The sequence below is a fragment of the Nocardioides aquiterrae genome, from assembly GCF_039526625.1.
Lineage (GTDB): Bacteria > Actinomycetota > Actinomycetes > Propionibacteriales > Nocardioidaceae > Nocardioides > Nocardioides aquiterrae.
In genome coordinates this window covers 1-12217 of record NZ_BAAAJE010000029.1, presented here as the reverse complement: position 1 = coordinate 12217, position 12217 = coordinate 1, and the positions used below count along the sequence as shown (strand labels likewise).

Below are 12217 nucleotides of genomic sequence, written 5' to 3'. Positions count from 1 at the left end.
GGATGCCGGGCGACCGGGAGAAGCCGCGCGCAATCGTCGGACCCGGCGGAGCGTTCGCCTTCGCCGGGCTGCTGGCGACCATCGCGCTGGGCACGCGCGCGAGTGACTACCACGCGCCCGGGTTCGGCACCGCGCTGCCGGCCGGCGGTCTCGCCGTGCTCTGGCTGCTGGTCCGCGGCGCCCGGGTGCTCAGCTGGGACAGCGGCCTGCTGCTGGTCCTGGTCTTCGGCCTGAACCTGGCGCTCGGCTCCGAGCCCGAGGTCGCCGCGGCGCTCGCGGTCGCGGTGCTGGTGCAGTCCCTGCTCGCCGTCGTGCTGCTGCGCCGGTGGTGTCCGGGCCTGTGGGGCTGTGGCGGCGACCGGCCGCTCGACCGGCCCCGCGTGCTCGCCCGTCTCGGCGCGACCCTGCTGCTCAGCTCTGCGGTCGGGGCGGTGCTGGCGACGATCGCCTGGACCGCGCTCACCCACGAGGACCTCGACCTCGGCGGGCTGCTGTGGTTCGGGCGCAACGCCTGCAGCGCGTTCATCGTCGTGACCTTCGGGCTGCTGGTGGGGGAGCGGCTCACCGGCGAGCCACCGCGCCCGCGGCTGTTGAGCAACGCGAGCTGGGCCGAGCTGTTCGCCACGGCCGTCTTCACGGCCGGGATGTACGCGCTGGCGTTCTCCTTCGACGAGCTGCCGCTCGCGTTCCCGCTGCTCGCCGCCACCGTGTGGGTGGGCCTGCGGTTCTCGACGCTGCTGAGCGCGGCGCACTCCTTCGTCGCCGGCGTCGCGACGATCTTCCTCACCATGGCCGGCATCGGCCCGTTCGCGGCCGTCGACCGCGCCGACCTCGGGTACCTGCTCGCGGAGTTCTACGTCGCGACCATCTGCATCACCGGCCTCGGCCTCTCGACCGGCAGGGACGAGCGCGAGGCGCTCGCCGCCGAGCTGCGGCGTACCAAGGAGGAGGCCGACTACCAGGCCAGCGTCCGGCAGGCCGTGATCGGCTCGATGAACGAGGGCCTCTTCGTGGTCGACGACGCGGGCGAGGTGCTGCTGCACAACGCCGCGGCGGCGGAGATCTTCGGGGTCTCGGAGGCGGAGATGACCCGCGAGCTGCTGGCGGCGCGGTCCGACCGGTGGGCGGACGGCACCCCGATGCGCGACGAGGACCGGCCCTCCAGCCGGGCGCTCGCGGGGGAGACCCCCCGCGAGGTGGAGATCCTGGTGCGCACCGGCGACCAACCGGACCGGGTGGTCGCGGTGTCCGCGATCCCGCTGCCGCGCGACGGCCTGCGGGGGCGCGCCCGGGCCCTGGTGCTGTTCCGGGACACGACGCTCGACCATGCCCGCCGCGAGGAGCTCGCGGCGTTCGCGGGCGTCGTGGCGCACGACCTGCGCAACCCCCTCGCCGCGATCGACGGCTGGACCGAGATGATCGCCGACGAGCTCGACGCGGGCTCGCTGGACGACGAGCTCGCCCGCGAGTTCGTCTCCCGGGTCCGCTCGTCGGCGCGCCGGATGCGCGAGCTGATCCGCGACCTGCTCGCGCACGCCACCAGCAGTGCCCGCGACCTGGAGGTCTCGCGGGTCGAGGTCGGCGCGCTCGTCGCCGAGGTCGCCGCCGCTCGGCACGCGGAGGACAAGATCTTCTGCGGGCCGGTCCCGCCCGTGCTCGCCGACCCGGTCCTGGTCCGGCAGGTGCTCGACAACCTGGTCGGCAACGCCCTCAAGTACGTCGCACCCGGCGTGGAGCCCCGGATCGCGGTGTGCGGCGCCGCCGGGGCGCTCGGGTTCGTGACGGTCCGGGTCATCGACAACGGCATCGGCATCCCCGCCGACGAGCGCGAGCTGATCTTCGACGAGTTCCACCGGGCGCACTACCGCGACTACGAGGGCAGCGGCCTGGGCCTGTCGATCGTCCGCCGCATCGTCACCCGCCACGACGGCACGATCGTGGCCCTCCCGAACCCCGACGGACCCGGCTCGGTCTTCGAGTTCACGCTGCCGGCGTACGACGGCTGACGGTCAGCCGCCCATCGTCAGATCACCCCGAGGGGTGAGCCCTGGGGGTGGGATCGTCGCGGATCCTTGCAGCCGAGTGAGCCGCCCGCAGGCCTCATCACGGGGGATCGGGTCAGCGGGCGGCCACTGCCACTCCGGCCCGGCGGGGCGTCTACTCCGCCGTCAGTTCAGGTCGAAGACCGTGTCCAGACCGGTGAGCCGGCACACCCGCCGGAACGGCGGGCTGGCCGCCAGGAACCCGATGCTGCCCTGCCGGGCCACCAGCTCGGCGCGCGCCCGGGCGAACACCCCGAGCGCGGACGCGTCGGCGAACGTGACGCCGCCGAGGTCCACCAGGACGCGGGTGCACCCGGCGGTGATCAGCTCCCCGAGTCGACGGGAGACCTCCTGCGCGGTGAAGATGTCGAGCTCGCCGTTCGCGACCAGGGTCGCGGTGGGCGGGTCGAGGGCGATGCTGAGCGAGAAGTCCATCCGGGTCCCGTCTGTTGCGCTCACCGTACGCCGCGCCCGACCGCCCGGCCCCACCCCTATGGGCTGACCCGGAGGGGTGGACCCGGATGACGAACTTCCTCCAGATTCGCGCAAACCGCCCCCGCGGACGACCCCGGTCTGCCTACTCTCTTCATGGACCGCGCCGGTGACCCGAGACGTCGGCGCGGCCCACCTCCCGGGGACGGAACCCGGGACGCATCGTCGACAGGGAGGTGGCCCGAGGTCGTCGCTGCCCTCGGGCCACTCCCTGTCCTCGGCGGCCCTCCGTGTCGACCGCGGCGTTCACCGCGGCGTTCACCGCGGCGGGAGCATGACCACGGGACAGCCGCTGCCGTGCAGCACGGTGCGGGCGGTGCGGCCCAGCCGGGTGCCACCGCGCTCGTCCGCGGCGTTGCGCCCGAGCAGCACCAGGCGCGAGCGCGCCGAGAGGGCCACGAGCTCGGCGCCGGCCCGGGCGTGGGCCAGGTGCACCGTCCGCACGGTCACCGCGCCGCACACCACCTCGGCGCTCGCGACGAGACGCTCGCAGTCCTCGTCGTGCTCGATCCCCAGCGTCGCCGGGAGCTCCTCGGCCGGCGGCTCCCAGTCCGGCGGCACACACGCCACGGGCGGGTCCGACCAGCCGGTGGGGAGGACGTCGTTGTCCGCGGTGAGCGCCCGGATCAGGTGCAGCAGGTCGCGCCGCCGGACGACCACCAGCCGCGCGTCGGCGCTGGCGTCGAGGACGGCGCGGACCGGCGTGCCCTGCACGATCCGGCCTTCGGCCGGGACGCCCCGGACCCGGGCGAGCGTGCGATCGAGCACCGCGGCGTCGTACGCCACCAGCCGCAGCCCGGACCCGTGGTCGGCCGCCTCGGCGACGGCGAACCGCAGCGCGGCGTCGATGTCGTCGTCGGGGACGGCCAGCACGACGGGCCCGGTGGCGTCCATCGCCGCTCCTACATCTCGAACACCAGCCGGGCCGGGGCACGGCCGGCGAGCACGTCGTCGATCGCGGCGTTCACGTCGTCCAGCTTGCGACTCTCGGCGACCACCCGGGTGCGGCCGAGCGCATGCAGCTCGAAGACCTCGGTGAGGTCCTGCCGGGTGCCGACGATCGAGCCGATGACCGAGATGCCCTTGAGGACCGTCGGGAAGATCGGCAGGCTCATCGGCCCGTCGGTCTCCGGCGGCAGACCGACGCACACCAGCCGGCCACCGCGCCGCAGCGCCGCGAACGCCTGCTCGAATACCGACGGCAGCACGGCCAGCACCACGGCGACGTCCGCGCCGCCGAGCGCCTCGATCGCCGCGACCGGGTCGGTCTCGGCGGCGTTCACCACGTGGTCCGCGCCGAGCTCGGTGGCCAGGCGCAGCTTCGCGTCCTCGACGTCGACGGCGATCACGGTGCCGCCGACCAGTCGGGCGTACTGCAGGGCCAGGTGGCCGAGCCCGCCGACACCGAAGATCGCGACCTTCTCGGACGGACGGACGTGGGCGACCTTGATCGCCTTGTACGTCGTCACGCCGGCACACGTCAGCGGCGCGGCGTCGTAGGACGACACCCCGTCGGGGACCGGGACGGCGTACGTCGCGTCGGCCACGGCGTACTCGGCGAAGCCGCCGTCGATCGAGTAGCCGGTGTTCTGCTGCTGCTCGCAGAGCGTCTCCCAGCCCGTCACGCAGTAGTCGCAGTGCCCGCACGCGTGGCCCAGCCACGGGAGCGCGACCCGGTCGCCGACCGCGCGCTGCGTCACGCCGGGCCCGACCTGTTCGACGATCCCGACGCCCTCGTGCCCGGGGACGAACGGCGGGGTCGGCTTGACCGGCCAGTCGCCGTGCGCGGCGTGGATGTCGGTGTGGCACAGGCCGCTGGCCTCGATGCGGACCAGCACCTGGCCGGGGCCGGGCTCGGGCACCGGGCGCTCCTGGATCTCCAAGGGCTCGGTGAAGCTGGTGACGACGGCTGCCTTCATGGTTTCTCCTCTTCGGGTGGCGCGAGGACGGTCACCAGGTCGCGGCGGGTCAGGATGCCGACGACCACGCCGTCCTCGACGACGGGCAGGCTGGTGAGCTGGCTGGTGACGAGGAGGTCCGCGGCGACGGGCAGCTCGACGTCCGGCAGCAGCGCGACCGGGTGGAAGCTCATGACGTCGCCCACGGTGGCGGGGTGGGGCCCCTCCGCCGACGGGTGCAGGTCCCGGGCCCAGGGGTCGCGCGGCACGGCGTCGCGGACGACGTCGGTGTCGGTCACCATGCCGAGCACGTGCCCGGCGTCGTCGACCACGGGGAGCGCGCGCACCCGGTGCTTCCGCAGCAGCCGCGCCGCGACGTCCAGGCCGTCGCCGACGTGGACGGTCACGACCGGCGAGGTCATCACGTCTCGCACTCGCACGGGCCACCTCCTTGTCCGTCCCAGCCTCCCGTCGGCGCTCCGGGCCGGGGCAGGGCCCAACGGCCCGGAGACGGGGGACCTCGGGCAGATCAGGTCGCGCCGAGCACCGCCCGCGCGGCCTCCCACCGGGCGACCGGCACCCGGAACGGCGAGCAGGACACGTAGTCGAGCCCGACCTCGTCGAAGAAGTGGATGGAGGCCGGGTCGCCGCCGTGCTCGCCGCACACGCCCATGTGCAGGTCGGGCTTGGTCGAGCGGCCGAGCCGCACCGCGGTCCGCACCAGGTCGCCGACGCCCTCGACGTCCAGCGACTCGAACGGCGACACCGGGAACACGCCCTGGTCGCGGTACGCCGGGAAGAACGCCGCCTCGACGTCGTCGCGGGAGAACCCCCACACCGTCTGGGTCAGGTCGTTGGTGCCGAACGAGAAGAAGTCGGCGACCGTGGCGATCCGGTCCGCGGTCACGGCGGCCCGGGGGAGCTCGATCATGGTGCCGATCGGGATGTCCAGGGCCACGCCCTGCTCCTCGGCCACCGTCGCGACGACCGCCTCGAGCTGGGCCCGGATCAGCGCCAGCTCCCGCTCGCTGGCCACCAGCGGCACCATGATCTCCGGCCGCGGGTCGCCGCCCGCGGCGATCCGCTCGGCGGTCGCCTCCGCGATCGCGCGGGCCTGCAGGTCGAACAGGCCGGGGATGACCAGCCCGATCCGCACGCCCCGCAGGCCGAGCATCGGGTTGTGCTCGTGGAGGCGGCGGACCGCGGCCAGCATCAGGTGGTCGCGCTCGTCCTCGTCGTGCCGCTCGTCCTCCAGCGCGACGCGCACCGCGAGGTCGGTCAGGTCGGGCAGGAACTCGTGCAGCGGCGGGTCGATGAGCCGCACGGTCACCGGCAGCCCGTCCATCGCGGTCAGGATCTCGATGAAGTCGCTGCGCTGCAGGGGCTCCAGCCCGGTCAACGCGTGCTCCTTCTGGGCGTCGTCCTCGGCCACGATCAGGTCCTCGACCAGGCCGCGGCGCTCGCCGAGGAACATGTGCTCGGTGCGGCACAGGCCGATGCCGGCCGCCCCGAACCGGCGGGCGCGGATCGCGTCCTCGGGGGTGTCGGCGTTGGCGCGGACCGCGAGGCGGCGGACGGCGTCGGCCCGCTCGAGGAGCCGCTCGACCGCGTCGGCGACCGGGTCGTCGACGTCCTCGCCCTCGAGCCGCCGCACCACGTCGGGGTCGCTGACCGGCACCTCGCCGACGAACACCTCGCCGGTGCCGCCGTCGATCGAGATGACGTCGCCCTCCTCGACGGTGGGGCCGCCGCGGACCTCGAACCTCCGGTTCACCAGGTCGATCCGGATCGCCTCCGCGCCGCAGACGCACGTGCGCCCCATGCCCCGCGCGACGACGGCCGCGTGGGACGTCTTGCCGCCGCGGCTGGTCAGCACGCCGCGGGCGGCGACCATCCCGTGCAGGTCGTCGGGGGTGGTCTCCTTGCGGACCAGGATCACGTCGTCGCCGCGCTCCGCCCACGCGACCGCGGTGTCCGAGTCCAGCGCGACCTTGCCCACGGCGGCGCCGGGGGAGGCGTTCATGCCCGTGGTGACCGGCTGCCGGGACGGGTCGGGGGCGAAGCGCGGGAACATCAGGGCCACCAGCTGGTCCCCGGTCACCCGCCGCAGCGCCTCGTCCTCGTCGATCAGCCCCTCGTCGACCATGTCCGCGGCGATCCGGACGGCGGCCTCGGCGGTGCGCTTGCCGACCCGGGTCTGCAGCATCCACAGGTGCCCGTCCTCGATCGTGAACTCCAGGTCGCACATGTCGCGGTAGTGCTTCTCGAGCGTCGCCATGATCCGCAGCAGCTCCTCGTACGACGTCCGGTCCAGCTCGGCCAGGTCTGCGATCGCGATCGTGTTGCGGATGCCCGCCACGACGTCCTCGCCCTGGGCGTCGGTCAGGTAGTCGCCGTACAGGCCCTGGTCGCCGGTCGCCGGGTCCCGGGTGAACGCGACGCCCGAGCCCGACGTCTGCCCGCGGTTGCCGAACACCATCGCCTGGATGTTGACGGCCGTGCCGAGGTCGTCGGGGATCTGCTCCTGGCGCCGGTAGAGCGCGGCGCGCGGGGTGTTCCACGACGAGAACACCGCCCGGATCGCCAGCCGCAGCTGCTCGCGCGGGTCCTGCGGGAAGTCGTGGCCGGTGTGCTCGCGGATGATGGCCTTGAAGTCCTCGACGACCATGCGCAGCTGCTCGGTGTCGAGCTCGTCGGCCGCGTCCATCCGGTCCGAGAACGCCTCGCCGTCGATGCCGAGCACGGTGGTACCGAACATCTGGAGCAGCCGCCGGTACGAGTCGGCCGCGAACCGGTCGTCACCGCTCTGCTCCGCCAGCCCGACGACCGACCGGTCGTTCAGGCCGACGTCCAGGACCGTCTCCATCATGCCGGGCATCGAGAACTTCGCGCCGGACCGCACCGACACCAGGAGCGGGTCGTCGGGGTCGCCGAGCCGGCGGCCCATCCGCTCCTCCAGGGTGTGGAGGTGCTCGTCGACCTCGGCCTCCAGGCCGGCCGGCTCGGCGCCCTCCGCCAGGTACGCGCGGCAGGCGTCGGTCGAGATCGTGAAGCCGGGCGGGACCGGCAGTCCGAGGTTCGTCATCTCGGCGAGCCCGGCGCCCTTGCCGCCGAGGAGGTCCTTCTGGTCCTTGTTGCCCTGGTCGAAGTCGTAGACGTAGGTCGGCATGCTCCGAGACTGCACCCGGGCCACCCCCGGAGGCGAGAGCGGGGGTCCGGTGCGGGACGCCCGGCCCCCGCATCCGGGCCGATGGTCCCTACGCGATGCGGCGTGCCGGCCGGAGGGTGGGGGTGAGCCCAGGAGGAGCCATGGACACCCGACCTTCTGCCGTGGTCGTCGCCGTCGGCGGACGCGGTTCGAGCGCGGCGATCGAGTACGCCGCGAACGAGGCGCTGCGTCGGCACGCAGCGCTGCACCTGGTGCACGCGCTCCCCGAGGGTGACGAGGGGATCGACCAGGGCACGGAGATCCTGGCCGCCGCCGTCCGGCTCGCCACCGCCCTCCTCGACGGGCTGGCACCCGTCACGGCCAGCCTGGTTCCGGGGCGGGCCGTCGAGGTGGTCGCGGAGGCCGCCGGGCGCGCGGACCTGGTGGTCGTGGGGCGGTGCGCGGAGTCGCAGCGCACCCATCCCTACGTCCGGTCGGTGACCGGCGGCGTGGGCGCCCGGGTCGAGGTCCCGGTGGTCTCCGTCCCGGACGGCTGGCAGCCGCGCGTCGGCCCGCCGACCGTCGTGGTCGGCATCGACGACCCGGGGGAGTCCACCGACGTCCTCGCCGCGGCCCTGCGGGCCGCGAAGGAGCGGCGGGCCCGGCTGGTCGTGGTGTCCACGTGGTGGCGCCCGCCGGTGACCAAGGTCTCGGAGACGGGCTGGCAGGCGGTCCTGGAGGAGGGGCTCGACCTGGCCCTGGACGCGGTCGGGGCGCGGGCGTCCGGCGTACCCGTCGAGGTGCAGGTCCGCCAGGCCCGACCGGCCGAGACGCTGATCGCCGCCTCCTGGAACGCCGACCTCGTGGTGCTCGGCCGGCACGCCACGGTCGTCCCCGCGGGCTCGCACCTGGGACCGGTCGCGCGCTCGGTGCTGCGCGAGTCCTGCTGCCCGGTGCTGCTGACGACCCCGCGCGACCCGCACCTCCACGAGGCCGCGCGGCGGAAGCTCTTCATCGTCTCCTGAGACGATGGCGCCGTGCTGGTGCTGGACGGCGGGCTCTCGACCGCGCTCGAGGAGCAGGGTGCGGATCTCTCGGGCGCGCTGTGGACCGCCCGGCTGCTCGCCGAGGAGCCGGAGCGCATCGCGGCGGCCCACCGCGCGTTCTACCGAGCCGGTGCGCAGGTCGCCACCACCGCCAGCTACCAGGCCAGCCTGGCGGGCTTCCGGGCCGCCGGGTACGACGACGCGGCGGGGCTGGTGACGCGGAGCGTCACGATCGCGCGCGCCGTCCGCGACTCCCTCGGCGACCCGGGTCTGCTGGTCGCGGCCTCCGTCGGGCCGTACGGCGCGTTCCTGGCCGACGGCTCGGAGTACCGCGGCCGGTACGGCGTGCCCGTCGCGCGGCTGCGCGACTTCCACGGGTCCCGGCTCGAGCTGCTCGCGGCCGCGGGGCCGGACCTGCTGGCGGTGGAGACGATCCCGGACGCCGACGAGGCCGCGGTGCTGGCCGACCTGCTCGACGAGCTCGGCGTGCCCGCGTGGTTCAGCTACTCCGTCCGGGGCGACCTCACCAGCGCGGGCCAGCCGCTTCCCGAGGCGTACGCCGTGCTGGCGGGCCGGCCGTGGCTGCGCGCCGCGGGGGTGAACTGCACGGACCAGCACGACGTGCTCGGCGCGGTCCGCGCTGCGGTGGCGGCGACCGGTGTCCCGGCGGTCGCCTACCCGAACCGCGGCGGCAGCTGGGATCCGGCGGCGAAGCGGTGGGTGTACGGCGGGCCGCTCGACCTCGGCCTCGTGGACGCCTGGGTCGCGGCCGGAGCGGAGCTGGTCGGGGGCTGCTGCGGCACCGGCCCCGCCGACATCGCGGCGCTGGTCAGGCGCTCAGCAGCCGGCGGCCGGTGAGCCGGTCCGGCTCGACGCGCACGAAGCGCCGCCGCGGTCCGCCGGGCCAGACCCGCATCTCGATCAGGGTGTCGGGGACGTCGAGCTCGTCGACCAGGTGGGCGATCCCGACCACGACCACGCTCCAGGCGGTCCGGGTCTCGGAGTCGACACGGTCGACCTCGACGACGACCTGCTGACCGTCGCACTCCCGCGCGAGCTTCGACTCCGGCTCGACGCGGAACCAGATCGCCGCCTCGCCCACCGCGTAGTTCACCGGGACCAGCGCGATGCCGTCGGCGCCCTGCCACGCGACCCGGGCGATCTCGGCCTCGCCGAGCAGGCTCCAGCAGTCGTAGGCGAGCAGGGTCGCGACGTTGTGGGTGGTCATGCCCCCACCGTGGCGGATGACCCCCCGCCGGAGCCAGTGACCAAGGTCCCGCGGGCCGCGGGCGGCCGACCCTGACCCGGCGCCGCGCCGGCAGCCCAGCATGAGGGCGTGAGCGAGACGACCCGCAGCGAGTACGACGTGGTGGTCGCCGTCGGTCCCGAAGGCGTCCACGACGGGGTGCTCGACCTCGCCGTCGCCGAGGCCGAGCGGCGGCAGGCCGGTCTGGAGCTGCTGCACGTCGTCCACTCGCTCGTCAGCGTCCCCGTCGGCGTGGAGGCGGTCCAGTCCCTGGACGCGGCTTTCACCGAGGTCGGCCGGAGGGTGCTGACCTCCGCGGCCGACCGGGTGCGCTCGCGAGGCGGTGGCCGGGTGCCGTACACGACGCACCTGCTCGTCGGCCGGGTGTCGACGACGATCGCGGACCGTGTCCCGCCCGACGGCATCGTCTTCCTCGAGCGCCACGACTCCGCCGACCGGCTGCTCACCATGTCGGTCTCGACGAGGGTCGCGGCGCGGGCGCACGCAGCCGTGGTCGTCGTGCCCGCCGCCTGGCGGCGCGGCCCCTACGAGCCGCGGCCGGTGACCGTCGGCGTCGACCATCCCGACGAGGCGCTCGCGCAGGTCGAGACCGCGCTGGCGTTCGCGCGGGAGACCGGGCGTCCCTTGGTGGTCGTGCACGCGGCGTGGCTGGCGGAGCCGTACCAGGACCTGGTCTTCGGCAACACGACGCGCGACGAGTGGGTGCACGACGCCGAGGAGCGGCTCGACCGCGCGCTCGCCAAGCTGCCCGACCACGCGGACGTCGACGTCTCGACCGCGGTGGACTGGCGGCGGCCGGCGGACGCGCTCGTCGGGGCGTCGCTGGTGTCGGCGTTCGTCGTGCTGAACCGGCGGCGGGAGCGGGCGATCGGCCCGCACCTGGGCGCGGTGACCCGGACCGTCCTGCGGCACGCGGCCGGTCCGGTGATGGTGGTGGACCGGACCTGAGGGGAGCGCGACGATGACCACGTTGACCGTCGAGGAGTGCTGGGCGCTGCTGCAGCAGGAGAGCGTCGGCCGGCTCGGGTACCGGCTCGTCGACGAGCTGCACGTCGTACCCGTCAACTACGTCGTCCGGGACGACGTGGTGCTGGTCGCGACCGGCGAGGGCAACAAGCTGCTGGCGTCCGAGCTGCACGCCGAGGCCGCCCTCGAGATCGACGACCTGCGCGGGGAGGAGGCCTGGTCGGTGCTGGTGCGGGGTCGGCTCCAGCACGTCGAGGAGGGTCCCGCCGAGGCGTTCGCGGACGTGGCGACCGTGTCCTGGCTGCCCACCTTCAAGTACGACGTCATCCAGCTCGTGCCGGCCGCCGTGACGGGACGCCGTTTCGAGGTCCACCGCCCGCGCTGACCGGAGCGAGCTGGTCGGAGGTCAGCCAGCCCTGGTGGGCCTCGATCTCGTGGTGGCCGCCGCCGGAGGCCCAGACGACCCAGGCGAGCCACTGGGCGCCGCCGACGGCCGGCAGGCCCCACCAGAACAGCAGCAGCCCCGGGTGGACGTCGAGCGAGTCCGGTCCGAGGCGCACCAGCACGTGCCGGGGGGCGCGCGGCGCCGGGGGAGGGCCGTGCTCCGCGAGGTGCTCCCCGCGGGTCCAGCCCTGGCGCACCCGGAGCGTGCCACTCGGCCGCTCGACCACGGCGCTCACCGTCCAGGACTCGGTGCGCGTCCCGACCTCGCGGGTGCTGAGCGCGAGCCCCGGCCGCGACCACTGCGGGTCGCCGGTGACGTTCACCCACACGTGCCGCGGCGTCCCCGGAGTCCTCCTCACCGGCTCAAGGTAGAACATGTGTTCGAATGATCTGGACCAGCCCGGGGTGGTCCTTGCCCGGCGACCCCGGGCGCGATCTAGTGGAGGTACCCCCCGGAGGTGAACCGTGCTGACCTGGAACCTGGTCTTCCTGTGCGGGGTCTTCCTCGCATTCCTCATCGGCTTCCTGGCGTGAGACCTGACGTACGCCGATCTCCAGGTTCCCTCAAGGCGCGCGCCGGCCTTTCGGTGCGGGAGGCTCCGCGGCTACACTTGGAGTCGACCCCGGTGGTGACCCGAGACGCCACCGGGGTCACCCATGTCCGGCGGAGTTACGCTGGCGAGATGGTGCGGCAGGACGCATCCGACCGGGACGACGAGGCGGACGCCCGCGACGCCGCCGCGAGGGAGCGCGACGCCGAGGGGTCGGCCCGCGACGCCGCCGCCGCGGCACGCGACGCCGATGCAGGGGACCGGGACCGGCTGGCCGCGCTGCGGGACCGGCTGGCGCGCGACGCCATCTGGGCCGACGAGGTGCGGGCGGCCGCCGCGGACCGCGCGCGGCGCGCCGAGGGG

13 protein-coding genes are annotated in these 12217 nt (G+C 74.5%); 6 read left to right on the top strand and 7 right to left on the bottom strand.

Features of this window, described 5'->3' with window-relative positions:
- The first annotated feature begins 2 nt into the window (after positions 1-2).
- A complete protein-coding gene (locus ABD086_RS22190) occupies positions 3-2006 on the top strand; it encodes an ATP-binding protein (RefSeq protein WP_343910352.1) in 2004 nt (667 codons plus the stop codon).
- Positions 2007-2168: 162 nt separating this feature from the next.
- Here ABD086_RS22190 and ABD086_RS22185 read toward each other — a convergent pair whose 3' ends face one another.
- From ABD086_RS22185 to ppdK, 5 genes are all read right to left on the bottom strand, one after another.
- The gene (locus ABD086_RS22185; RefSeq protein WP_343910284.1) at positions 2169-2477 is read right to left on the bottom strand and encodes an STAS domain-containing protein; all 309 of its coding nucleotides are present in this window, start codon (positions 2475-2477) and stop codon (positions 2169-2171) included.
- Between the two features lie 315 nt (positions 2478-2792).
- The gene (locus ABD086_RS22180) at positions 2793-3428 is read right to left on the bottom strand and encodes a hypothetical protein (RefSeq protein WP_343910282.1); all 636 of its coding nucleotides are present in this window, start codon (positions 3426-3428) and stop codon (positions 2793-2795) included.
- Positions 3429-3436: 8 nt separating this feature from the next.
- Positions 3437-4453: an alcohol dehydrogenase AdhP gene (adhP, locus tag ABD086_RS22175; RefSeq protein ID WP_343910280.1), complete on the bottom strand. Its 1017-nt coding sequence runs from the start codon at positions 4451-4453 to the stop codon at positions 3437-3439.
- Positions 4450-4872, bottom strand: a complete 423-nt coding sequence (locus ABD086_RS22170) for a CBS domain-containing protein (RefSeq protein ID WP_343910278.1) — start codon at positions 4870-4872, stop codon at positions 4450-4452. The genes adhP and ABD086_RS22170 overlap by 4 nt, the downstream gene beginning before the upstream one ends.
- Positions 4873-4961: 89 nt before the next feature.
- Positions 4962-7601: a pyruvate, phosphate dikinase gene (gene ppdK / locus ABD086_RS22165; RefSeq protein WP_343910276.1), complete on the bottom strand. Its 2640-nt coding sequence runs from the start codon at positions 7599-7601 to the stop codon at positions 4962-4964.
- 140 nt (positions 7602-7741) lie between these two features.
- Between ppdK and ABD086_RS22160 the strand changes: the two genes are divergently transcribed.
- Together ABD086_RS22160 and mmuM are read left to right on the top strand one after the other, a co-directional pair.
- Positions 7742-8605, top strand: a complete 864-nt coding sequence (locus ABD086_RS22160) for a universal stress protein (RefSeq protein WP_343910274.1) — start codon at positions 7742-7744, stop codon at positions 8603-8605.
- A gap of 12 nt (positions 8606-8617) precedes the next feature.
- The gene (gene mmuM, locus ABD086_RS22155) at positions 8618-9484 is read left to right on the top strand and encodes a homocysteine S-methyltransferase (RefSeq protein WP_343910272.1); all 867 of its coding nucleotides are present in this window, start codon (positions 8618-8620) and stop codon (positions 9482-9484) included.
- On the opposite strand, the gene ABD086_RS22150 is transcribed toward mmuM, so the two are convergent.
- Entirely contained in the window at positions 9456-9854 is a 399-nt protein-coding gene (locus tag ABD086_RS22150; RefSeq protein ID WP_343910271.1) for a pyridoxamine 5'-phosphate oxidase family protein, read from the bottom strand. The genes mmuM and ABD086_RS22150 overlap by 29 nt on opposite strands.
- A gap of 108 nt (positions 9855-9962) precedes the next feature.
- Between ABD086_RS22150 and ABD086_RS22145 the strand changes: the two genes are divergently transcribed.
- Entirely contained in the window at positions 9963-10841 is an 879-nt protein-coding gene (locus ABD086_RS22145; RefSeq protein WP_343910269.1) for a universal stress protein, read from the top strand.
- Positions 10842-10854: 13 nt separating this feature from the next.
- The gene (locus tag ABD086_RS22140) at positions 10855-11244 is read left to right on the top strand and encodes a pyridoxamine 5'-phosphate oxidase family protein (RefSeq protein WP_343910267.1); all 390 of its coding nucleotides are present in this window, start codon (positions 10855-10857) and stop codon (positions 11242-11244) included.
- Here the strand turns inward: ABD086_RS22140 and ABD086_RS22135 are convergent.
- Positions 11183-11662 carry a hypothetical protein gene (locus ABD086_RS22135; RefSeq protein WP_343910265.1) on the bottom strand — a complete coding sequence of 160 codons (480 nt, stop codon included), beginning with the start codon at positions 11660-11662 and terminating at the stop codon, positions 11183-11185. The genes ABD086_RS22140 and ABD086_RS22135 overlap by 62 nt on opposite strands.
- A 324-nt stretch (positions 11663-11986) precedes the next feature.
- Between ABD086_RS22135 and ABD086_RS22130 the strand changes: the two genes are divergently transcribed.
- The coding region (locus ABD086_RS22130) for a hypothetical protein (protein ID WP_343910263.1) at positions 11987-12217 on the top strand (231 nt) is incomplete at its 3' end.